Here is a 21,847-nt window from a genome sequence, read left to right on the forward strand (position 1 = left end):
GCGCGATCTGTCCACGGTCCAGGCGGCGTCCGCGTCTGACGCAGGGGCGTGAGAGGGCTAAAGCGTTAATCGATGAACGCCTTCGCCCCCATGCCCTTCTCGTCGTCTCCGCTGGACTCCGGCGGTGTCAGTTCGATGCCGCACAATCTGGAGGCCGAGCAGGCGCTGCTGGGCTCGCTGATGTTCGACAACGCCGTGTTCGAGCGGCTGAACGACCGGCTGCGCGGCTCGCACTTCTACGAACCATTCCATCAACGGCTGTTCGACGCGATCGAGGACCATATCCGCCAGGGGCTGCTGGCCGAGCCCACCATCCTGATGGAGCGGTTCAAGCAGGACCCGGCGTTCCAGGAGTTCGGCGGCCTGCGCTATCTCGCCGACCTGGTCGATCGCGCGCCGCCCGCCGCCAACGCCCCCGACTACGCCCGCGTCGTCTATGACCTGGCCCTGCGCCGCGACCTGATCCGCATCGGCGGCGACATGATCAAGGAGGCACCCAATCCGGAGACGCCCGCTGACGAGCAGATCGAACAGGCCGAACAGACCCTGTATTCGCTGGCCGAGACCGGCAAGCCCTCATCCGGTTTCGTCAGTTTCTCCAACGCCTTGTCCGGCGCCGTTCAGATGGCGGCCGAAGCCTATCAGCGCGAAGGCAAGCTGGCCGGCCTCGCCACCGGCCTGAACGATCTGGATCGTAAGCTGGGCGGTCTGCACCCGTCCGACCTGTTGATCCTCGCCGGCCGTCCGTCGATGGGCAAGACAGCCCTGGCGACCAACATGGCCTTCAACGTGGCGCGCGCCTATCAGTGGGAGCCGACACCGGAGGGCCGCAAGACGGTCAACGGCGGCGTGGTCGCCTTCTATTCGCTGGAAATGAGCGCCGAACAGCTGGCGATGCGTATTCTCGCCGATGCGTCCGGCGTATCGTCGGACAAGCTGCGCAAGGGCGAGATCGACGCCACGGACTTCGGCAAGCTGCGTGACGCGGCGGTCGAGATCGGCGAAAGCCCCCTCTACATCGACGCCACCGGCGGCCTGTCCATCTCCAAGCTGGCGGCCCGCGCGCGCCGCCTGAAGCGCATGGAACACGGGCTGGACCTGATCATCGTCGACTATCTGCAACTGGTCACGACCGGCAACAGCGGGGGCCAGAAGAACCGCGTTCAGGAAGTGTCCGAAATCACCGGCGGTCTGAAGGCCCTGGCCAAGGAACTGTCGGTGCCGATCATCGCCCTGTCGCAGCTGTCGCGTCAGGTGGAACAGCGCGACGACAAACGCCCGCAACTGTCGGACCTGCGTGAATCCGGCTCGATCGAGCAGGACGCCGACTGCGTGATGTTCGTCTATCGCGAGAGCTATTACCTGGGCCGCGCCGAGCCGCGCGAGGGGACCGAGGAACACCTGCAATGGCAGCAGGACATGGACCGTCTGCAAGGTCAGGCCGAGGTCGTCATCGGCAAGCAGCGCCACGGCCCCATCGGCATCGTCAAACTAGCCTTCGACGCCGACACCGTCCGCTTCGGCAACCTGGCGCATGGCTATGAGGAAGTCAGCTACGAGTAGCCTCTTCCATCGGCGCGGTGTTGGCGCATAAGGACGCCATGACCGCATCGACCCCCGCCGTCCTCTCCGTCGATCTGAACGCCCTGGCGCGCAACTATCACACGCTGGAGGCCGTCAGCGGCCAGCCGGTGCATCCGGTGGTCAAGGCGGATGGCTATGGACTGGGCGCACAAGCTGTGGCGACGCGGCTGATGTCCGAGGGGGCGCGGACCTTCTTCGTGGCGCGGGCGGCGGAGGGCGTGCGGCTGCGGGCGGCCTTGGGCGCCGACGGTCCTGTGATCTATGTGCTCGACGGCTGCCACGGCGACGATGCGGCGATGCTGAAGGCGTCGGACTTGCGGCCCGTGCTGAACCATCCGGCGCAGATCCAGGCCTGGAGGGCGGCGGGTGGCGGGACCTGCGGCCTGCAGATCGACACCGGCATGAACCGGTTGGGTATTCGGCCCGAGGACGCGCCTGACGCTTTCGACGGCCTGGCCCTGGTCCTGACCCACCTCGCCTGCGCCGACGAACCGGCCAATCCGATGAACCGGCGCCAGCGTGACGCCTTCGCAAGCGTTCTGGATCGCTATCCGGGCGTGATCCGATCGTTCGCCAACTCCAGCGGCTGTTTCCTGGGCCCGGACTTCGCCTTCGACACGGTGCGGCCGGGCATCTGTCTTTACGGCGGCGGCCCAGAGGGGCGGCCCGATCCCCGGATCGCACCCGTGGCGACCCTGACGGCCGAGGTGCTCCAGGTTCGCGGCGTGCCCGCCGGCGAGAGCGTCGGCTATTCGCGCGGCTATATCGCCGAACGCCCGATCAAGGTTGCGACCGTGGCCGCCGGCTATGCGGATGGATTGCTGCGATCATATTCCCTCGAGGGCGTCGTCTGGATCGCCAACGAGACCCGTCCGCTGCTGGGTCGGGTCTCGATGGATGTCTGCGCGGTGGACATCACCGGCCTGGATGTCGCGGTCGGCGATCCGGTCGAACTATTCGGCCCGAACCGCCTGTTGGACGACGCCGCGGCCGCTGCGGGGACCATCAGCTACGAGCTGCTGACCTCGATCACCCCCCGCGTACCGCGCGTCTATTCTCAGTAGCCGGCGCCCATTCCCGCGAGCCCGGCCATGCCGACCGACGCGGCGACGAAGCTCATCGAAATGGCTCCGACGATCGCCGAGATGATGAAATACATCACGACGCCGGCGATCACCGTCACGATGAAATAGCCGACCTTCTTGTCTTCCGGCACCTTCATCAGGATCGGCAGGCCGACGAACAGCAGATAGAAGCTGTACAGGCCCAGGATGGCCAGAATGCCCAGCATCGGGATCAGGCCGAACACGCCCGCCAGCCAGGCGGCGGTCCAGGAATAGACGGCCAGCTTCATGGCCTGAACCTTGTTGGCCGTGCCGCCGAAGTTCGGCGCCAGCGCATTGATGATCAGTCCCAGGAGGAAGACCCCCAGCAAGGACATGCCGTAGCTGACGAGCGCCACGACGATTGCGCCGACGATCGACAGCTTCACGCCCATGATCGGCATCAACTGACCGCCGAGCAGTGAACAGACCGGGCCGATCGCCGCCAGGATCATCGCATAGCGGGTGAACAGGCTTTTGGTCGTGGCGAACTCGCCGTCGATCTTCAGCCATTCAGACTTGGGTTGCAGCAGTATGCCCTTGACCCGCGCGACAAGGGCCGGATCGACAGCGGGTTGGGAGTGGGTCGTCGGATCGGTCATGACAGGCCTCGGCGAGAGAAGATGGGCGGATGTTGACGTTGCGTCGCTTCAAGAAGCAAGGGTGTGCGACACATTCTCAATCCTTCAGTATGGCAAAGGTTGCGCCTGCGACCGAAACTGTCGTGAGCCGAGGCCATGTCCGGCGCGACCGTTCGATCTGCTAAGGAAGCCCATGGCTCGCGATTCCGCCCTCTACGTCTGTCAGTCCTGCGGCTCGATCCACAGCAAGTGGTCGGGCCAATGCGGCTCCTGCGGTCAGTGGAACACCTTGAGCGAGGAAAGCCGCTCGGCTCCGCCGGGTGCGATCAAGCCGTCGGCGGCGGCTTCGGCCCGCATGCGCGGCATTCAGTTCGAAACCCTTCAGTCCGACACGCCCGAACCGCCGCGCATCACGACGGGCGTGGCCGAGTTTGACCGTGTCTGCGGCGGTGGCGTGGTGCCCGGCTCGGCCATCCTGCTCAGCGGCGATCCGGGCGTCGGCAAGTCGACCCTGTTGCTGGAGGTGGCGGCCAAGGCGGCGCTGCGCGGATCGCGCGTGGCCTACATCTCGGGCGAAGAAGCCGTCGAGCAGATCCGCGCCCGCGCCAAACGGATGGGCCTGGCGGACGCGCCGGTCAATCTGGCGGCCGCCACGGCGCTGCGTGAAATTCTGGGCACGCTGAAGCGCGAACAGTTCGACATCGTCATCGTCGATTCGATCCAGACCCTGTGGTCCGACGTCCATGAAAGCGGCCCCGGCTCGATCACCCAGGTCCGGGCCTGCGCCGGCGAGATGGTGCGTCTGGCCAAGTCGCAGGGCGTCGCGGTGGTCCTTGTCGGCCACGTCACCAAGGACGGCCAGGTCGCCGGCCCTCGCGTAGTCGAACACCTTGTCGACGCCGTCATGACCTTCGAGGGCGAGCGCGGCTATCCGTTCCGCATCCTGCGTGCCGGCAAGAACCGCTTCGGCGCCACCGACGAGATCGGCGTGTTCGAAATGGGCGACGCCGGTCTGCGCGAGGTCGCCAATCCCTCCGCTCTGTTCCTCGGCGAGGGTAAGGGGCGCGCGCCGGGCGCCGCCGTCTTCGCCGGGATCGAAGGCTCGCGCCCCGTCCTGGTCGAGATGCAGGCCCTGGTGTCCAAGTCCGCCTATGGCACTCCGCGCCGCGCCGTGATCGGCTGGGAGACGGGACGTCTGGCCATGGTGCTGGCCGTGCTGGAGGCCCGCTGCGGCTTCGGCTTCGGCGATCAGGACGTCTATCTGAATGTCGCCGGGGGCCTGCGCATCAATGAACCGGCGGCCGACCTCGCGGCGGCGGCGGCGCTGATCAGCTCGGCGACCGGCGTGTCCCTGCCCCAGGGCTGCGTCGTCTTCGGCGAAATCGGCCTGTCGGGCGAGGTCCGCAGCGTCGGCCGCGCCGAGGCCCGTCTGCGCGAAGCGCAAAAACTGGGCTTCGATCAGGTTCTGAGCCCGACTTTGACCGCCAAGACCAAAGGGGTGAAGGTGACATCCGTCACGCGCCTGACGGATGTGGTCGAACGAATCTCGCAGAACCGCTATTAGACCCTGGTAGCAACCGCAGGATCCCCCACGCGTGACCGGATACGACGTCTTCGCCATCGTGGTGATCCTGTTTTCCGTCGCCGCCGGCTGGGTGCGCGGCGGGGTGCGCGAGGTCATTACGCTGCTCAGCGCGACCTTGGCGGCCCTGGTCGCCCTGATCGCCCTGCCCTGGACCGCCGGCGTCACGCGCGCCTTCGTCGATCCCGAGTGGGCCGGGTCGATCCTGGCCGCCGTCCTGACCTTCTTCGTCGTCTATTTCGGTCTGCGCCTGGTCGGCTCGATGATGTCCAAGAGCGCCAAGGATCATCCGCACCTCGGCGTCATCGACCGCATCTTCGGCCTTTTCATCGGCGGCGTCCGCGCGCTGGTCCTGATCGGCGCGGTGCATCTGGTCATCGTCGCGGCTCTGCCGGGCGAGCGCACCCCGCTCTGGCTCGCGAATGCGGCCCTCTATCCAGTCAGCGCCATGGGCGCGCGGATGATCCAGATCGTCCTGCCCAGCATCGGGCGCGGCGCCGACGCCATCACGCCCGTCGTGGATTCGTCCGTACGCCGGGGGTTTTCGGACGACGAAGCCTTGCCCCCGACGCAATCACAGCCTAACTCGCCGCGCGAAGCCGCCCGTTAAGTTCTCCCCGGTCATCGGAGCCCCACGATGCGCCACCATATCGCCGATCCCGTCGTTCACCGCGAGCACTGGCGCGAGCCGGAGGATGACCAGCTCCGTCTGGAATGCGGCGTCTGCGGCGTCTGGGGCGCGGACGAGGACGAAGGTTCATCCGTCGTCGCCTTGGGCCTTCACGCCCTTCAGCATCGCGGCCAGGAAGCCTGCGGCATCGCCAGCGTCAAGGACGAGCGCTTCTACACCGAACGCCATCAGGGCCTGGTGGGCGAGGCCTTCGGCGGTGCCGACCTGATGACGCGGATGCCCGGCCGCGCGGCCGTGGGCCACACCCGCTACTCCACCGCCGGCGGCAGCTTCCTGCGCAACATCCAGCCGATGTTCGCCGATCTGGACCAGGGCGGCATCGCCATCGCCCATAACGGCAACCTGACCAACTTCAAATTCCTGCATGCCCAGCTGGTCAGCGAGGGCGCCATCTTCCAGTCGACCTCGGATTCCGAAGTCATCCTCCACCTGATCGCGCGCAGCCGCAAAGCCAAGATCGTCGATCGCTTCACCGACGCCCTGGCCCGGATCGAGGGCGGCTACGCCCTGGTGGCCCAGACTCGCACCAAGATGATCGGCGCCCGCGACCCGCTGGGCATTCGTCCGCTGGTCCTGGGCCAGTTGGGCGACGGTTGGGTTCTGGCCTCCGAAACCTGCGCCTTGGACATGATGGGCGCCACCTTCGTTCGCGATGTCGAACACGGCGAGATCGTCGTCATCGACGACAGCGGCCTGCGCTCGCTTAAGCCCTTCCCCGCCCGCGCGGCGCGTCCGTGCCTGTTCGAATACGTCTATTTCTCCCGCCCGGATTCGGTGGTGAACGGCCGCTCCGTCTATGAGGTCCGCAAGGAAATGGGGCGTGGCCTCGCCCGCGAACTGGGCGTCGAGGCCGACATCGTCGTGCCGGTGCCCGATTCCGGCGTTCCGGCCGCCCTCGGCTACGCCCAGGAAAGCGGCATCCCCTACGAAATGGGCATCATCCGCAGCCACTATCTGGGCCGCACCTTCATCCAGCCCAGCCAGGGCGCCCGTCAAAAGGGCGTGCGCATGAAGCACAGCCCCAACAAGTCGGCCCTGGCCGGCAAGCGCGTCGTCCTGATCGACGATTCCATCGTGCGCGGCACGACCTCGTTGAAGCTGGTTCGCGCCGTCCGCGCCGCCGGCGCCACTGAGGTCCACCTGCGTTCGGCCAGCCCGCAAATCCTGTTCCCCGACTTCTACGGCATCGACATGCCCGAGCGCGCCCAGCTGCTGGCCGCCAACAAGACGCTGGAAGAAATGCGCGACATGCTGGAGGTCGATTCGCTGGGCTTCCTGTCCATCGACGGGCTGTATCGCGCGATGGGAGAGACCGGCCGCAACGCCGCCGCCCCGCAGTTCACCGACCACTATTTCACCGGCGACTATCCCACCCGCCTCTTGGATCGGGAGATCGAGGAAGGCGGACGCGAATTCGGCGCCAAACAGCTGTCCTTGCTGGTCAGCGCCTGAAACGCGCAAGCCTAGACCTCCTCGTCAGGCGTCGGCGACCAATCGGTCCAGTTCTGGGCGGCGTGGTAGACCCGCAAGACACGCAGGCTGTCGTTCGCACCGCCCACAAGACTGTAGATGATGATGTAGGACGTGCGCAGCACCGCCTTTTCATAGGTGCCTGACCGCTCTCCCGGACGCCCGATCGGTCGACGCGCCAAGGCGTTGATCGTGTCTCGGATGCGATCCGCCACATCCTGCGCCGCATCGGCATTACGTTCCGCGAGATAGTCGATAGCAGAATGGTACTGCGCCAAGGCGACCTGCGACCACTCGACGTGCCTCAAACGGTCTTCCGATGCTTGTCGATCGTGGCCTGGATCTGACGCATGGCCTCTTCGTGCGGCACGACCCGACCATGTTCGAAATCGTCGAGCGCTGCATCGATGGCGATCTGCATCTCCATTTCACGATCCAGGAAAGCTTCGAGCCCGCGTTCAGCGACCGCCGAGGGCGAACGCTGCGTCTGCTCGGCATAGCGGCCGAGCTTCTCCTTCAGTTCTTGGCTGACCCGAAGGGTAAGCGTTGCCGACTTCGCCATGACCACCTCGCTTAGTTGTCGTGCAATGTAACACATTGACCCGTCGCCCTGCCACACTTACCACCCGGCCATGACCGACGCCTTGCCCCTGAACGACCGTATCGCCCTCGTCGTCGGCGCCTCGCGCGGCATCGGTTATGAGAGCGCCCTGGCCCTGGCCAAGGCCGGCGCCCACGTCATTGCGACGGCGCGCACCCAGGGCGGTCTAGAAGAGCTGGACGACGCCATCTTCGCCGCCACCGGGTGCCATGCGACCCTGATCCCGTTCGATCTTGTGGACGGCGGGGCCATCGACCGGCTGGGCGGCGCCATCTTCGAACGGTTCAAGAAGCTGGACATCTGGGTCCACTGCGCCGCCACCATGGGCCCTTCGGGCCTGACGCCGGTGTCGCACGCCGACCCGCGCGAGTTCGCCAAGGTCGAAAAGACCAACTTTACCGCCGTCTATCGTCTGATCCGCTCGCTCGAGCCTCTGTTGCGCGCCTCCGACGCCGGCCGCGCCATCCACTTCACCACCAGCGTCGCCAGCGCGCCCAGGGCCTTCTGGGGTATGTACGCCGCGACCAAGGCGGGCGCCGAGGCCTTGGTGAAGGCCTGGGCCGACGAGATCGAGAGCACGCCCGTCCGCGTCAGCATCGTTGATCCCGGCCGCATGCGCACCGCCATGCGCGCCCAGGCCTATCCGGGCGAAGACCCGTCCGTCCTGCCCCACCCCTCGGAAATCGGTCCCATGGTGGTCGATCTTGCTCGCCCCGACGTAACGCCCCCGTTGACGATCCGCTTCCGCGACTGGGCGGCCGGACCGACGACGGAAGCGCTGGTCTAGGATGGCATCAGCCCCAGGTGCCGCCTTGCCTTGTCTCTTCGCGGAAGGTGAAATCGCCGTCGGTTGAGGCTGAAAGATCACGCCAGGCCTCGAGTTCGGCCTTCAGGCTGTCCGCCTTCATCTCGACCACGCCGATAGCGTCCGTGCCCGCAGACCATCGCACCGGCGGGTTTTCCGCATTCGCCAAGATGACCAGGGCCTGACCCAGCTTCGCGGGATCGCCCGCCTGATTATGGCTGCGCGCGTCATAGAAGGCGCGGATGGCGCGCGATGCTTCGGCATAGTCGGCAATGGGGTTGTCGCCGTATCGGATCGACGAGGCGTCTAGGAAGTCGGTGCGGAAGAAACCCGGCTCGACGATGGTCAGGCGCACGCCGAACGGACGCACCTCTTGCGCGACGGATTCGCTGAAGCCTTCGACCGCGAACTTGGACGCGCAATAGATCGCGCCGCTCTCACCGCCCATCAAACCGCCGATGGACGAGATGTTGAAGACATGGCCCGATCTCTGCGCCCGCATGATCGGCAGCACTGCGCGCGTCATGTCGAACAGACCAAAGACATTGGTGTCGAACTGGGTGCGCGCATCCTGGGCGTTGGTCTCTTCGAAGATGCCGAGGTGGCCATAGCCGGCGTTGTTCACCAGAACGTCGAGGCGGCCGAAGCGCGCCATGACCGCCTCGACGGCGGCGGCGATGGCGGCCGTGTCGGTGACATCCAACGTCAGGCTCAGCACCGCGTCGCTATCCGGTCCGAAGGCCTTGATCAGGGCGTCGCGGTTTCGACCTGCGACGACGACGCGGTCGCCCGCGTCCAGCGCCGCGCGTGCGATCCCGGCGCCCAGACCACGCGCCGCACCGGTGATGAGCCAGGTCTTTTGTGGGGTTGTTGTCATGGAAAATCTCCTCTGCCTGACCGGACGCAGAAGACGCGGTTTCAGGTCGACGGCGTTAGGGCGATCCGGGCGAAGGCTTGCACGATCCTGTCAAACCGCTCTCGCCCGCTTGCGAATAGCCGGTGACCGGCGCTGAATGCCGTCATGAGCCTCTTGCCCGAAATGACCGACATCGTTGCGCGTCACGCGCCGCCTGATCTGTCACGATCGCCCGTGCCCGGTCTGCGCCTGTATGGCAGCGACGCGCAGACGCGGGTGGTCCCCGTCGCCTATGATCCGATGCTTTGCCTGGTCGTGTGCGGCGCCAAACAGACGATCCTGGGCGAGACCGTCTATTCCTATCGCGCGGGCGATTGCCTGGTGGTGTCCGCCGAACTGCCAGTGTGCGGCAGCATCGTCGAGGCGCCGTATCGCGCCCTCAGCTTCGACCTCGACCCCGCCGCCATCGCCGGCCTGATGCTGGAGATCGACGTCCCCGCCCCCTCGGACCAGCCGCCACCGACCGGCATCCATGTCACACCGCTGGAGGACGACCTGCTCGAGCTCATGGCGCGCCTGCTGCGCCTTCTGGACCGGCCCGAGGAGATCGCCGTCATGACGCCGATGATCGAACGCGAGCTGATCTGGCGCCTGCTCCACAGCCGGCACGCCGCAACCGTGCGCCAGATCGGCTCGGCCGAAAGCCGCCTGTCAGGCGTCAATCGCGCCATCAACTGGCTCCGCGCCCATTATGCCGAACCGGTCAGGCTAGAGACTCTGGCGGACATGGCCGGCATGAGCCTGTCGACGTTCCACCGGCATTTCCGCACCGTGACGACCATGAGCCCGTTGCAGTTCCACAAGCAGTTGCGGCTGCGCGAAGCCCGCGCCCGGCTGTTGACGGGCGTTGAGGGCGCGGCCGAGACCGGCTTCGCCGTCGGCTATGACAGCCCGTCCCAGTTCAGTCGCGAATACGCCCGCCAGTTCGGCCTGCCGCCCGGCCGAGACGCCGCCCGCATGCGTCAAAGCCTGATGATGAACTGAGCCTCAGAGCGTACCGAGGATATCCGCCAGTTCCGCCGGCCAGATCGTCTCGGCCGAAACGCGGATGTCGGCGACGCTCCACCAGCGGTGATCGACCAGAACCCCCTGTTCTTCCACAGTCCAGCCTGCGGAAGACAGGTCGAACGCCTCGGTACGCAGCAGGAAGAATCTCTGATCCACATCCGCCATCCGGCCATCGGGCAGACGGAAGCTGACGCGGACCTGGGCGACCTGATCGCCGGGATCGTTGACGAATAGGCCCGTCTCTTCGAACAGTTCGCGGCGCGCGGCGTCCTCATAGGTTTCGCCGGCCTCGCACCCGCCGCCGGGCGTCGCCCAGAAGGCTGTGCCGGCGAGCGGTCCTTCGGAAAACACGAAGTGGAACAGCAGCACCCGCCCCTGCCCGTCCAGGATCAGCCAACGCGAGGTGGGCCGGGCGGGAAGCGCGCACTCGGCCTTGCTCACGCCGTCACTTCTTGGCGCCGCCCTTTTGGCCCGTGCGGATCCGGCCCGAGCGCGACACCTGGCGGGCGCCGCCACGCGCGCCCTTCTGGATCGCCACGGACGAACCGGCCTTCTTCGACGCGCTGGACTTCAACCCGCCCAGAATCTTGGGCTGGGCTTTGCGGGTCTTCTTCTGCTCCAGCGCCTTGCCGGGCAGTTTGGACAGGGCCTCTTCCTTCTCGGCCTTCTTGACGCGGCGCGGCGCGGTCTTGGCGTCGCCCTTGTAGCGTTCGGGCCCGGACTTGGCGCCGCCCTCGGCATAGGGGTTCACCCCGCTGGACTTGACGTTCAGGCGGATCGGCGTGCCCGGCAGGTCGAAGCTCTCGCGGATCGAGTTGACCAGATAGCGCTTGTAATGCTCCGGCATCGACTCGGCGCGGTTGGCCATCAACACGAAGGTCGGCGGGCGGGCCTTGGTCTGGGCGATGTATTTTGGCTTGATCCGCTTGCCGTCCACGGCGGGGGGCGGGTGCCGCTGGGTCGCCATGGACAGCCAGGTGTTCAGGTCCTTGGTCTTCACCTTGACGGACCAGGTGTCATAGGCCTGAAGCACCGCCGGCATCAGCCGTTCGACGCCGCGTCCGCTGTGCGACGACAGGGCCACGAAGGGCGAACCCTTCAGCTGCGGCAGCTTGTCCTCGGCCATGCCCTTCAGCTTGGCCATGCGGGACTGGGGCTCGTCCTCCAGGTCCCACTTCGACGCGACATAGACCAGGGCGCGGCCCTCGCGCTCGACCAGATCGGCCAGCTGCAGGTCCTGGGTGTCGAAGGCGTCGTCCTTGTCCATCATCAGGATGACGACTTCGGCGAAGGTGATGGCCCGGATGGTGTCGGCGACCGACAGCTTTTCCAGCTTCTCCTGCACCCGCGCCTTACGACGCATCCCGGCCGTATCGACCAGGCGGATGTTCTTGCCCTCGAACTGCCAATCGACGGAGATGGAGTCGCGCGTGATGCCCGCTTCCGGCCCGGTCAGCAGCCGGTCGTCGCCGATCAGGCGGTTGATCAGGGTGGACTTGCCCGCATTCGGACGGCCGATGACGGCGATGCGGATCGGCTTGTCCGGCTCGTCGATCTCCTCGACGAAGATGTCCTGCGAGGCCGCGACGATGGCGGCGTACAGATCGGCCATTCCCTCGCCGTGCTCGGCCGAGATGGCGACGGGCTCGCCGAATCCCAGGGCGTGCGCCTCGCCGACGCCGCCGCCGCTTTCGCGGCTCTCGGATTTGTTGGCCAAGAGGATGATCGGCTTGTGCACCCGACGCAGGCGCTCGGCGAAGATCCGGTCCAACGACGTCACGCCCTCGCGGGCGTCCATCATGAACATGACCAGTTCGGCGTCGTCCAGCGCGGCCTCGGTCTGCTCGCGCATGCGGGCTTCCAGGCTGTCGTCGGTGACGTCCTCGTATCCCGCCGTGTCGATCAGCGTCAGGTCCATATCGCCGATGTTGCCATCGGCGTATCGCCGGTCGCGGGTCACGCCGGGGCGATCGTCGACGAGCGCCAGGCGCTTGCCGACGAGGCGGTTGAACAGTGTCGATTTGCCCACATTGGGGCGGCCGACGATGGCGACCTTCAGAGCCATGTCGGCCTTCTAGCTTAGTTTGGGCTGAAAATCAGCGGATGCAGATCAGTTGGCCGTTGTCGGTCAGCACATAGAGCGCGCCATTATAGGCGGCGGGTGCGATATAGGCGGGCGCGCCCAGCTTCAGCGTCGTCTGCGCCGCGCCGGTCTTCGGATCGAAGGCGACGGCCTCGCCGAACGAATTGACCATCACCAGACGGTTGGAGGCCAGCAGCGGTCCCGACCATTGCGGGCGGAGGGTGCGACGGCCGAAGGTCAGGAAACCGCCCTCGCGGCGCTCGCGGCCCTCGTTCAGCTCGCGCGTCCAGTAGATCTGGCCCGTGTCACGGTTGGCCGTGATCAGCTGACCCGACTTGGACACCACGAAGACGGCGTCTCCAACCGGCAGGGGCGCGTTCACGCCCGTCACCGGCAGCTGCCACTTGGGCTGACCCGAACGCAGGTCCAGCGCCGACATCACGCCCGAGTGGCTGACGCCATAGACCATGCCGCGGCTGATGACCGGACGGCCCGCCACGTCGCGGACTTCCGACAGGGCGCTGGTGCGGCTGGTGCGTGACAGGGTCTCTTCCCACACCGCCTGGCCGTTCAGGGCGCTCAGCGCGACCAGCTGGCCCGAGGCGAACGGGGCGACGACGGTCGTGCCGCTGACGGCGGGGCTGGAGGCGCGCATGACGCGCGCCGGCTCGGCGATGCCGCGATAGGTCCAGTCCTGGGCGCCGGTGTTGGCGTCAAAGGCGAACAGCTGGCTGTCCACGTCCACGACGAAGACCCGATTGCCCGAGACGGTCGGGGCGCCGTGGATCGGGGCGTCCACCTGCTGGGTCCAGACCACCGCGCCGGTGTTGGCGTCCAGCGCCGTCATCGAACGATAGCCGGACGAGACGAAGACCTTGCCGCCGCCCACGGCGACGCCGCCGCCGAAGCCGCCGTTGCGGTCACGATCGGCGTTCTTGACGTTGGCCTTCCACAGGATCGCGCCGGTGTCGGCCGAAACCGCCGAAACGGTCGATTCGCCGTCCAGCACGAAGATCTTGCCATCGGCGGCCACGATCGGGGCCATGACGTTGCCGACGTGAGCCGATCCCGAGCCGACGCCCCGCTTCCACGCGATCTGGAAGTTCGGCGCCGCAATGACGTGCTCGACCAAGTTCTCGGACGTGCCGCCCGGCTGCGTCCAGGCCGTCACGGCCTGCGGACCCGGCAGGAAGAAGTCGCGACCCGACAGGGCGGCCGACGGCGACAGGCTCTGTTCGAACTCCAGCACCGAGATGCGCTGGCCAGCCGAGGCGGTCGCGCCGGCGTCTTCCTTGCCGCCGCCCAGACCGAACGGCAGGTTGCGGCGCACGGTGCCGCAGGACGCCATCGTTGCGGCGACGCCGCAGATCAGCGCGACTTTCAGAACTCGGTTCATCGGGGGCGTCCTGTAAGGGGTCGTCACTATTGGGCGGCCGGCGCGGCGGCGGGAGCAGCTTGGGCCGGAGCAGCCTGGGCGGCCGAGGGCGTCATCGCGTTCGCAGCGCCGGCGGCCGGCGGGGTCGCCTTGGCGGCGGCGTCGATGATGGGCTTGATGGCGGCTGCGGTGCCAGCGTCGATGGATTCCACGGCGATCTGGGCGCGCTGACGGATCGAGTCCGGCACGTCCTGACCCAGTTGCAGCAGCACGAAGGCCTCACGCGCTTCCTTGGTCTTGCCGTGTTGCAGGCGCGCCAGGGCCAAGGCTTCCTGGGCGAAGGCGTGCAGCGGGCGCTTGTCTTCGGCCAGCGGCGTCAGGCGCTTTTCGATCTCGGCCAGCGGCGCGGTGTCCATGACCAGGAAGGCGGCCTTCAGGGCGGGCGGGTCCGACAGGATCGGATCGCTGGACGCCTTGGCGGCCTCGTCGAACAGGCGAACCGCGTCCTGGAACTTGTTGGCGCTGACGGCCAGGCCGGCCTGCTGCTGCAGGGCCAGGACCTTGTAGGCGCCATTGCCTTCCTTGATCGCTTCCTCGAAGGCGGCGCGGGCGTCCATCGGCTTGTCGGCGCGCAGGGCCTCCATGCCGCGATCATAGGCTTCGGCGGCCTTGGCGGCCTTGTTGGAGTTCAGGCTGTCCCAGCCCCACCAGCCCAGGGCGCCGATCAGGGCGACGACCAGCACCACGCCGAAAACGGGCAGCCAGGTCTTGGCCAGGCGCTTCAACTTGTCGGAGCGAAGCTCCTCCTCGACCTGCTCGAAGACATCAACCACTGAAACGTCGCCCCAAAATCGCGAAATGCAAACCGGCGCGGACCCTAGAAGGTCGGCTCCCCGCCCGCAACGTCGTCCGTTACTGCGAAGCCGGCTTTTTCGAGAAGTAGGTCTCGACTTCGGCAGGAAAACGGCGGGTTTTCACATCGCTGGCGAAAGCGGCGGCCGCCCGGTCGATCTCGGTGCGCAGATCGGCGTATTTGCGCACGAACTTCGGGGTCCAGTCGAACAGGCCGAGCATGTCGTTGACCACCAGCACCTGACCGTCGCACGCGGCCGAGGCGCCGATGCCGATGGTGGGCGCGTCGATTGTCTCGGTGATCTCGCGCGCCAGCGATTCGGCGACGCCCTCGATGACGATGCAGAAGGCGCCGGCATCGGCGACGGCCTTGGCCTCGGCCAGCACCCGGTCGCGCTCGCTCTCGGTCCGGCCCTTGGCTTTGAACCCGCCTTCGGCCAGGATCGCCTGGGGCCGCAGGCCGACATGGCCCATGACCGGAATGCCGCGCTTGACCAGAAAGGCGACGATCTCGGCCATTTCGATGCTGGTCTCCAGCTTCACCGCCTGGGCGCCCGTCTCCTTCATCACCCGCACGCAGTTGGCGTAGGCGACCTCCTTGCCGCCCTCGTAGGAGCCGAACGGCATGTCCACGACCACCATGGCCCGTTTGGCGCCGCGCATGACGGCCTGCCCGTGCATGATCATCATCTCCAGCGTCACGCCCACGGTATTGGGCAGGCCGTGCACCGCCATCCCCAGGCTGTCGCCGACCAGCAGCACATCGCAGTGCGGATCCAGCAGGGCCGCCATCGGCGCGTCATAGGCCGTCAGGCAGACGATCGGCTCGCCGCCCTTGCGCCCCGCGATGTCGGGCACGGTGATGCGTTTGACGCTCTCTTGGGTGTGGACGGACATCGCCGGGCCTCCTGACGTGAAGGGGTCAGATAGGCCCCTGCCCCGCCGGTGTCACCCTTGCAGCCGCCCTCACACGTCCTGCGACAGCTTCGCCACGCCCGCCGCCATCAGAGCGACTAGGGCGCCGGCGACGATCCAGAAGGCCATCATGCCCGAGCCGTTCATCACATCCAGCGACCCGACGCCCAGACCTTGCAGGCCTAATCCGTCCAGGCCCGATTGCGCCGCGCCCTGCGCCGTGGCGGCTGCCGCCCGGAGGCCTTGCGCCAGCGTCGTGTCGCCGTCGGCGGTGAAGTTGATGTTCACCCCCTCGCGCACCGCCAGCACGCCGCCGATCAGTCCGGCCGCCGTCAGGGTCAGGGCGCGCCAGCGCGACCGCGTCTCCATGCGCGCCTTGACCGTCGCCAGGAACAGGGCCTCGTCCGGCAGGCTCGGCGCCTGGGCGAACAGCCTTTCGATCATCGGATCGAATTCGTCAGCCGACATGGACCGACCTCCCGCCTGAGCCGTGCGCCGGTTGAAGCCGCGCACGGAGTTTATCCAGACCACGTTTGACATGCGATTTCACCGTGCCAAGCGGCAAATTCATGGCTGCCGCGATTTCCGGATGCGACATCCCCGCGCCGTGGCACAGGGAGACGCAGACACGCTCGGTCTCGCTGAGCGTCTTCAACGCCTCGTCCAGGTCCATCAGACCGCCGCGGTCGACGACCACATCCGCTTGATCGGCCTCGATCTCGGCGACGTAGCGCGCCTCCTTGGCCACCCGCTTCAGATAGAGCCGCGCCGCGATCTTCTTGATCCAGCCCGCAAACGTCCCCTGCCCGCGAAACTCCGCGCACCGCTGGAACCCTTGCAGAAAGGCGTCCTGCGCCACGTCGTCGGACAGGGACGGCGTCGCCCCCATCCGGCGCAGCAGCCCCCGCACCGCCGACCCGTGCCGACGCACCAGCTCGCCATACTCCCGCCGACCGCCGGCCGCCGCCTGGGCGGCCAGCTCCACATCGTGGAAGTCGCGTAGAGACTTGCTCATCAGAGCTTCCCCCGCCCGCCGTGGTCAGTCCGCGCCCTTGTTGAAGAAGCTCAGCACGATGAAGGCCAGGCCGATCGTGACGGGAATGCAGGAGATGCCCAGCAGGCCGCTGTCCAGGTTGCCGTTGAAACCGCCGCCCAGTTCGCTGACGACCGAGAAGGCCGCGATGCCGATGCCGGACGCCAGCCAGATGACGCCGCGCCGGATGTCCTTGGTGCGCGACGGCAGGCTCTTCTGCACGTCCTTGGTCAGGACGTCGATCAGTTCGGGCGGCAGTTGCTGGCCCTTGTCCACCGCATGGCGGATGGTCTCCTGCATATCGCGCTTCTCGCGATATTTGAGGACCTGCGGGCCGAAGACGATGGCCGTGATCGAGCCGAAGACGGCGAAGATGGCGAAGATCGGAATGAAGTCTTCCATGAAGGGTCTCCCTTGAACCGTTGCAGCAGCCTGATGCGGCGGCCTTCTGATCACAAGAGGCTGGCCGACGTCTCAACGGATGCGCGGCGTTAGGTGAAATCTTCGTAAGGTCGCCGTTTCGGCCGCCGCCGGTTCGGTCTAGGGTCCCATCTCATCAACCTCAGGAGCGCATCCCATGGCCCATGTCACCTATCGCATCGTCGAACACGACGGCGGCTGGGCCTACAAGTCCGGCGACACCTATTCCGAAACCTTCGCCAGCCACGACGACGCCAAGGCCGCCGCCGTGCGCGCCGCGCGCGAGCAGCGCGTGCCGGACCAGACCGCCGCCATCGAATACGAAACCGCCGCCGGCGAATGGGTCACCGAGAGCGCCGACGGCCACGACCGCCCCTCGACCGACGTCGAGGGCTGAGGCCGAGATGATCCACCGTCGCACCCTGCTGGCCGCCGCCGCCCTCGCGCCGCTGGCAGGCTGCGCCACGGCCCCAAAGGCTAAGACGCCCACAGAGCTGAAGCTCGTCACCTTCAACATCTGGCACAATCTCGGGGACTGGCCCGCCCGTCGTCCGCTGCTGATCGCCGCCCTGAAGGCCCAGGACGCCGACGTCATCGCCCTGCAAGAGGTGCTGGAGGACGCCAACGTCGGGCTTGAGAATCAGGCCCGGATGCTGGCGCGCGAACTGGGCGGCTATCATGTCGCCTTCGTCTCGACCGACGCCGAGGGCGCCCCGCGTCGCTATGGCAACGCCCTGCTGACCCGCCTGCCGGTTCTGGCCGAGGCCTCGACCGAGCTTGAGCCGCTTGACGATTTCCGCACCGCGCTTCGGCTTCGCGTCGCGGTCCAGGGTCGCCCTGTCGATGTCGTCGTCACCCATCTGGCGTGGCAACAGGACGCCGGCCCGGTCCGCGCCCGCCAGATCGCATCCCTGCTCGGCTGGCTGCCGCAGGACGGCACGCCCCTGATCGTCATGGGCGACTTCAATGCGACGCAAGAGGATTCAGGCCTGGCGACCCTGACGGGCCCCCGCTTCTTCAGCGCCCTACCCCGCGGCGCGGTCACGACCACCCTGAACCCGGCCAAGGGTCACCCCGAGCGCGTCATCGACCACATCTTCGTCGAACAGGCCGCCTTCATCCCCGGCGAGGCCCGCCGCTTCGGCGATACGCCGACCAACGGCGAATACCCGTCCGACCACTTCGGCGTCGCCGCGACCGTCCGGCTCAGGTAAGCGCGGCCGCGTAGGCCTCAGGCTTGAACCCCACTAGCCGCCGATCCCCCAGATCCAGCACCGGCCGTTTGATCATCGACGGCAGGGCCGTCATCAGCGCGATCGCCTTCGACCTGTCGATGTCCGCCTTGTCGGCTTCCGGCAGTTTCTTGAAGGTCGTCCCGGCCCGGTTCAGCACCGTCTCCCAACCGTGCTCGTCGATCCACTGGCCCAGCCGCCCCGCATCTACCCCGGCCTTATTGTAGTCGTGGAAGACGTAGTCGACCCCCTGCTGCTCTAGCCAGACCCGGGCTTTCTTCACCGTGTCGCAGTTGGGAATGCCGTATAGGGTGTAGGTCATTGCGGGGGGGGTCTCGGAGCCGGTGTCGAACCGCAGCTATACCCGACCTCCATGTCGCTCGACATAGGGCGAAACATATAACGATATCCTTATATGTTTCTTGACTTGTCCCCCAGCTCGCCGTTGTATGGGGCGTCGAGGTTCTGCGTGTCGCCCTCGGGCGACGCGGAGCTAAGAGGGAAGCCGGTGTGATGCCGGCGCTGCCCCCGCAACTGTGAGCGGCGAGCCGAAGGTCCATTTCGTGTCACTGACGTCGTCTGACGTTGGGAAGGCCGGACCCGAAGCCGTGACCCGTGAGCCAGGAGACCTGCCCCGACAGATAACGTCCTCCGGCGGGGTGTCCGGCCAGGTCGCATGAACGCCGCGACGGGACGACTGCGCGCGAGCGGTCGCGCGTCCCTGTCCGCTGTCTCGCCACAGCATCAACGGCAGAGACCATGGCGAGCACCGACTTCACATTCAGGATCAAGCGGACCGCGCTCGACGAAGACTATCGTCCCGCCGAGACGACGAGGATCACCACCAATTTCGCCAACCTGGCGCGAGGCGAGAGCCGCCGGGACAATCTGCGCAATACCCTGCGGATGATCGACAACCGCTTCAACTCGTTGGCGCACCACGACAATCCGAGGGGCGATCGCTATGCGCTGGAGCTTCAGATCGTCTCGGTCGAGATGAGCCTTTGCTTCGAGCGCGACGACGCCTTTCCGCTGATCGAAATCCTGCAGACGACGATCATCGACAAGGAGACGAACCGGCGAATCGATGGGATCGTGGGCAACAACTTCTCCTCCTACGTCCGCGACTACGACTTCAGCGTGGTGCTGCCCGAACACCTGAAGGCGCATCCGAACGGCGGCGTGCCGGACGATTTCGGCGATCTGCACGGCAAGCTGTTCCGGCACTTTCTGGCGTCGGGCGTCTACCGCGACAACTTCGCCAAGCCGCCGGTCATCTGCCTCAGCGTCTCCAGCAACAAGACCTATCACCGCACCGGCTTCGACCATCCCGTGTTGGGTCTGGAATACGCCAACGACGCCTTCTCGCCGACCGATCGGTATTTCGCGAAGATGGGGATGAAGGTCCGCTACTTCATGCCACCGGGCAGCGTGGCGCCGTTCGCCCTGTACCATATCGGCGACCTGACCGGCGACTACACCGACCTCGAACTGGCCAGCACCATCGCCACGATGGAGACCTTCCAGAAGATCTATCGGCCCGAGATCTACAACGCCAACTCCCCGGCGACCGAGCAGTATCAGCCCAGCCTGAAGGCGCAGGACTATTCGCTGACCCGCATCGTCTACGACCGCGACGAGCGCAGTCGGTTGGCCATCGAGCAGGGCCGTTTCGTCGAGGAGCGGTTCATCAAGCCGCACCGCGCCCGCCTCGACCAATGGTCGGCCGGCTTCGCCGCCGCCTGATCAGTTCCCCAGAGTCCAGAGCCTCCCCTCATGAAAACCCTCCTCCCGACCTCCACCGCCGGCAGCCTGCCCAAACCCGTCTGGCTGGCCGAGCCCGAGACGCTCTGGTCGCCTTGGAAGCTGCAGGGCGATAACCTGATCGAGGCCAAGCAGGACGCCCTGCGCCTGTCGCTGGACGATCAGCGCCGGGCCGGCATCGACATCGTCAGCGACGGCGAACAGACCCGCCAGCATTTCGTCACGACCTTCATCGAACACCTCGACGGCGTCGACTTCGAGAACCGCAAGACCATGCGAATCCGCAATCGCTATGACGCCAGCGTCCCGGTCGTCGTGGGCGCCGTCAGCCGGCCGAAATCGGTCTTCGTCGAGGACGCCAAGTTCCTGCGGGCCCAGACCGACCAGCCGATCAAATGGGCCTTGCCCGGGCCGATGACGATGATCGACACCCTGTATGACGACCATTACGGCAGCCGCGAAAAACTGGCCTGGGAGTTCGCCAAAATCCTCAATGAGGAGGCCCGCGAACTGGAGGCCGCCGGCGTCGACATCGTCCAGTTCGACGAGCCCGCCTTCAACGTCTTCTTCGACGAGGTGAACGACTGGGGCGTGGCGACCCTGGAGAAGGCGGCCGAGGGGCTGAAGTGCGAAACGGCGGTCCACATCTGCTACGGCTACGGCATCAAGGCCAACACCGACTGGAAGAAGACCCTCGGCTCGGAATGGCGGCAGTACGAAGAGGCCTTCCCCAAGCTGCGGACTTCCAGCATCGACATCATCTCGTTAGAAGCCCAGAACGCGCGCGTGCCGATGGATCTGATCGAACTGATCCGGGGCAAGAAGGTGATGGTCGGCGCCATTGACGTCGCGACCGACACGATCGAAACGCCCGAAGAGGTGGCCGACACCCTGCGCAAGGCGCTTCAGTTCGTGGACGCCGATAAACTCTATCCGGCCACCAACTGCGGTATGGCGCCCCTGTCGCGCCGGGTCGCCAACGGCAAGCTGCGCGCCTTGAGCGCCGGCGCCAAGATCGTGCGCGAGGAACTGTCCCGCGACCTCTACTACGGCGCGGAAAGGTGCGAGCCGTGAGAGTGCGCCTGATCGACATGGTGTTCCCCGGCGACGCCAACCACCATGGCACCCTGTTCGGCGGGGTTGGTCTGGCCCATCTCGACAAGGTCGCCTTTCTGGCCGCCAGCCGTCACGCGCGACGGGCCGTGGTCACGGCCGGATGCGAGCGGATCGATTTCGCGGCTCCGGCCCGGATCGGCGAAATGGTCGAGGCGGTCGGCCGCGTCGTTCGGATCGGGCGCTCGTCCCTAGGCGTCGAAGTCGAACTACACGCCGAGAGCCTGCTGAGCGGCGAGCGCCGCCTGTGCACGCGCGGGGCCTTCAACATGGTCGCACTGAGGCCGGCGGACGATGATCAACCGTTGGCGCCGCTCGATGAGGCAGGCGAAGCGGACGACGGTTGGCTGAGGACCGCAGAGATGGTCTTCCCCGGCACGACCAACCACTACGGTACTCTGTTCGGCGGCGACGCGCTCAAGCTCATGGGCAAGGCCGCCTTCGTCACGGCGACCCGCCATGCGCGCGAGGTCATGGTCATGGCCGCGACCAACCGCATCGACTTCAAGGCCCCGATCGACGCCGGCGACATGGTCGAACTGGTCTCACGCGTAAAGATGGTCGGGCGCAGCTCAGTCTCGGTCGAGGTGCAACTCTGGGCCGAACGCCTCCTGACGGGAGAACGGCGGCGTTCCGCCACGGCCGAGTTCGTCATGGTGGCCGTCGATGCCGAGGGACAGCCAAAACCGGCGGCAAGGTTATGAAGCGACTGCGGCTAA

General features: G+C 66.6%; 25 protein-coding genes and 1 riboswitch. Of the genes, 12 read left to right on the plus strand and 13 right to left on the minus strand.

The features are described from left to right. Nucleotides 1–72 precede the first annotated feature (72 nt). Both DT343_RS06735 and alr read left to right on the plus strand, forming a co-directional pair. Nucleotides 73–1,563, plus strand: a complete 1,491-nt coding sequence (locus DT343_RS06735) for a replicative DNA helicase (protein WP_055754947.1) — start codon at nt 73–75, stop codon at nt 1,561–1,563. A gap of 38 nt (nt 1,564–1,601) precedes the next feature. Further along, a complete protein-coding gene (gene alr / locus DT343_RS06740; protein WP_112862226.1) occupies nt 1,602–2,648 on the plus strand; it encodes an alanine racemase in 1,047 nt (348 codons plus the stop codon). Here alr and DT343_RS06745 read toward each other — a convergent pair. Beyond that, nucleotides 2,642–3,289: a Yip1 family protein gene (locus DT343_RS06745; protein ID WP_055808406.1), complete on the minus strand. Its 648-nt coding sequence runs from the start codon at nt 3,287–3,289 to the stop codon at nt 2,642–2,644. The two genes, alr and DT343_RS06745, sit on opposite strands and share 7 nt — an antisense overlap. A 172-nt stretch (nt 3,290–3,461) precedes the next feature. Here DT343_RS06745 and radA point away from each other — a divergent pair, with 172 nt between their 5' ends. Genes radA through purF form a run of 3 tightly spaced genes read left to right on the plus strand, consistent with a single transcriptional unit; the run spans nt 3,462 to nt 6,993 of the window. Then, the gene (gene radA / locus DT343_RS06750) at nt 3,462–4,832 is read left to right on the plus strand and encodes a DNA repair protein RadA (protein WP_112862227.1); all 1,371 of its coding nucleotides are present in this window, start codon (nt 3,462–3,464) and stop codon (nt 4,830–4,832) included. A 31-nt stretch (nt 4,833–4,863) separates the two neighbouring features. Next, nucleotides 4,864–5,460 carry a CvpA family protein gene (locus DT343_RS06755; RefSeq protein WP_039245224.1) on the plus strand — a complete coding sequence of 199 codons (597 nt, stop codon included), beginning with the start codon at nt 4,864–4,866 and terminating at the stop codon, nt 5,458–5,460. A gap of 27 nt (nt 5,461–5,487) precedes the next feature. Continuing rightward, entirely contained in the window at nt 5,488–6,993 is a 1,506-nt protein-coding gene (purF, locus tag DT343_RS06760; RefSeq protein WP_045810557.1) for an amidophosphoribosyltransferase, read from the plus strand. Between the two features lie 11 nt (nt 6,994–7,004). Here the strand turns inward: purF and DT343_RS06765 are convergent, their stop codons facing one another. Next, complete coding sequence (locus DT343_RS06765; RefSeq protein ID WP_112862228.1) at nt 7,005–7,319, minus strand: type II toxin-antitoxin system RelE/ParE family toxin; 315 nt, start codon at nt 7,317–7,319, stop codon at nt 7,005–7,007. After that, nucleotides 7,316–7,573, minus strand: a complete 258-nt coding sequence (locus DT343_RS06770; RefSeq protein ID WP_112862229.1) for a CopG family ribbon-helix-helix protein — start codon at nt 7,571–7,573, stop codon at nt 7,316–7,318. The genes DT343_RS06765 and DT343_RS06770 overlap by 4 nt, the downstream gene beginning before the upstream one ends. Nucleotides 7,574–7,643: 70 nt before the next feature. On the opposite strand from DT343_RS06770, the gene DT343_RS06775 reads away from it, so the two are divergent. After that, the gene (locus DT343_RS06775) at nt 7,644–8,399 is read left to right on the plus strand and encodes an SDR family NAD(P)-dependent oxidoreductase (protein WP_112862230.1); all 756 of its coding nucleotides are present in this window, start codon (nt 7,644–7,646) and stop codon (nt 8,397–8,399) included. A gap of 7 nt (nt 8,400–8,406) precedes the next feature. Here DT343_RS06775 and DT343_RS06780 read toward each other — a convergent pair whose 3' ends face one another. Continuing rightward, the gene (locus DT343_RS06780; RefSeq protein WP_112862231.1) at nt 8,407–9,294 is read right to left on the minus strand and encodes an oxidoreductase; all 888 of its coding nucleotides are present in this window, start codon (nt 9,292–9,294) and stop codon (nt 8,407–8,409) included. A 144-nt stretch (nt 9,295–9,438) separates the two neighbouring features. On the opposite strand from DT343_RS06780, the gene DT343_RS06785 reads away from it, so the two are divergent. Further along, a complete protein-coding gene (locus DT343_RS06785; protein ID WP_220116491.1) occupies nt 9,439–10,317 on the plus strand; it encodes an AraC family transcriptional regulator in 879 nt (292 codons plus the stop codon). Nucleotides 10,318–10,320: 3 nt separating this feature from the next. Here the strand turns inward: DT343_RS06785 and DT343_RS06790 are convergent, their stop codons facing one another. The 8 genes from DT343_RS06790 to DT343_RS06825 form a co-directional block, all read right to left on the minus strand. Next, the gene (locus DT343_RS06790) at nt 10,321–10,782 is read right to left on the minus strand and encodes an NUDIX hydrolase (RefSeq protein ID WP_112862232.1); all 462 of its coding nucleotides are present in this window, start codon (nt 10,780–10,782) and stop codon (nt 10,321–10,323) included. Between the two features lie 4 nt (nt 10,783–10,786). Next, nucleotides 10,787–12,406 (minus strand): ribosome biogenesis GTPase Der, encoded by a 1,620-nt coding sequence (der, locus tag DT343_RS06795; protein ID WP_066625896.1) that lies wholly within the window; start codon nt 12,404–12,406, stop codon nt 10,787–10,789. A 31-nt stretch (nt 12,407–12,437) separates the two neighbouring features. Continuing rightward, nucleotides 12,438–13,820, minus strand: a complete 1,383-nt coding sequence (locus tag DT343_RS06800) for a PQQ-binding-like beta-propeller repeat protein (RefSeq protein ID WP_112862233.1) — start codon at nt 13,818–13,820, stop codon at nt 12,438–12,440. 26 nt (nt 13,821–13,846) lie between these two features. Then, nucleotides 13,847–14,632 (minus strand): tetratricopeptide repeat protein, encoded by a 786-nt coding sequence (locus DT343_RS06805; RefSeq protein WP_112862234.1) that lies wholly within the window; start codon nt 14,630–14,632, stop codon nt 13,847–13,849. Nucleotides 14,633–14,711: 79 nt separating this feature from the next. After that, complete coding sequence (gene panB / locus DT343_RS06810; protein ID WP_112862235.1) at nt 14,712–15,548, minus strand: 3-methyl-2-oxobutanoate hydroxymethyltransferase; 837 nt, start codon at nt 15,546–15,548, stop codon at nt 14,712–14,714. Between the two features lie 69 nt (nt 15,549–15,617). Continuing rightward, the gene (locus tag DT343_RS06815; protein ID WP_112862236.1) at nt 15,618–16,034 is read right to left on the minus strand and encodes a hypothetical protein; all 417 of its coding nucleotides are present in this window, start codon (nt 16,032–16,034) and stop codon (nt 15,618–15,620) included. Further along, the gene (locus tag DT343_RS06820) at nt 16,024–16,581 is read right to left on the minus strand and encodes an RNA polymerase sigma factor (RefSeq protein WP_039245240.1); all 558 of its coding nucleotides are present in this window, start codon (nt 16,579–16,581) and stop codon (nt 16,024–16,026) included. Before DT343_RS06820 ends, DT343_RS06815 begins: the two co-directional genes overlap by 11 nt. A 24-nt stretch (nt 16,582–16,605) precedes the next feature. Beyond that, on the minus strand, nt 16,606–17,001 hold the full coding sequence (locus DT343_RS06825) for a DUF6249 domain-containing protein (RefSeq protein WP_112862237.1): 396 nt from the start codon (nt 16,999–17,001) through the stop codon (nt 16,606–16,608). Nucleotides 17,002–17,176: 175 nt separating this feature from the next. On the opposite strand from DT343_RS06825, the gene DT343_RS06830 reads away from it, so the two are divergent. After that, complete coding sequence (locus DT343_RS06830) at nt 17,177–17,416, plus strand: DUF2188 domain-containing protein (protein WP_017506104.1); 240 nt, start codon at nt 17,177–17,179, stop codon at nt 17,414–17,416. Between the two features lie 7 nt (nt 17,417–17,423). Beyond that, nucleotides 17,424–18,233, plus strand: coding sequence for an endonuclease/exonuclease/phosphatase family protein (locus DT343_RS06835; protein ID WP_112862238.1), 810 nt, complete (start codon nt 17,424–17,426; stop codon nt 18,231–18,233). Here DT343_RS06835 and DT343_RS06840 read toward each other — a convergent pair. Next, complete coding sequence (locus tag DT343_RS06840; RefSeq protein ID WP_112862239.1) at nt 18,226–18,573, minus strand: ArsC family reductase; 348 nt, start codon at nt 18,571–18,573, stop codon at nt 18,226–18,228. The two genes, DT343_RS06835 and DT343_RS06840, sit on opposite strands and share 8 nt — an antisense overlap. Before the next feature lie 121 nt (nt 18,574–18,694). Beyond that, a riboswitch (cobalamin riboswitch) is annotated at nt 18,695–18,902 on the plus strand. Nucleotides 18,903–19,010: 108 nt separating this feature from the next. On the opposite strand from DT343_RS06840, the gene DT343_RS06845 reads away from it, so the two are divergent. From DT343_RS06845 to DT343_RS06855, 3 genes are read left to right on the plus strand one after another with little or no spacing between them, the layout of a single operon-like run. Further along, nucleotides 19,011–19,997, plus strand: a complete 987-nt coding sequence (locus DT343_RS06845) for a DUF1852 domain-containing protein (RefSeq protein ID WP_112862240.1) — start codon at nt 19,011–19,013, stop codon at nt 19,995–19,997. Between the two features lie 30 nt (nt 19,998–20,027). Next, complete coding sequence (locus DT343_RS06850; protein ID WP_112862241.1) at nt 20,028–21,089, plus strand: methionine synthase; 1,062 nt, start codon at nt 20,028–20,030, stop codon at nt 21,087–21,089. After that, nucleotides 21,086–21,832 (plus strand): acyl-CoA thioesterase, encoded by a 747-nt coding sequence (locus DT343_RS06855; RefSeq protein ID WP_258522513.1) that lies wholly within the window; start codon nt 21,086–21,088, stop codon nt 21,830–21,832. Before DT343_RS06850 ends, DT343_RS06855 begins: the two co-directional genes overlap by 4 nt. Nucleotides 21,833–21,847 lie beyond the last annotated feature (15 nt).

Origin of the sequence: Brevundimonas vesicularis, assembly GCF_900445985.1 — a bacterium.
Classification (GTDB): domain Bacteria; phylum Pseudomonadota; class Alphaproteobacteria; order Caulobacterales; family Caulobacteraceae; genus Brevundimonas; species Brevundimonas vesicularis_D.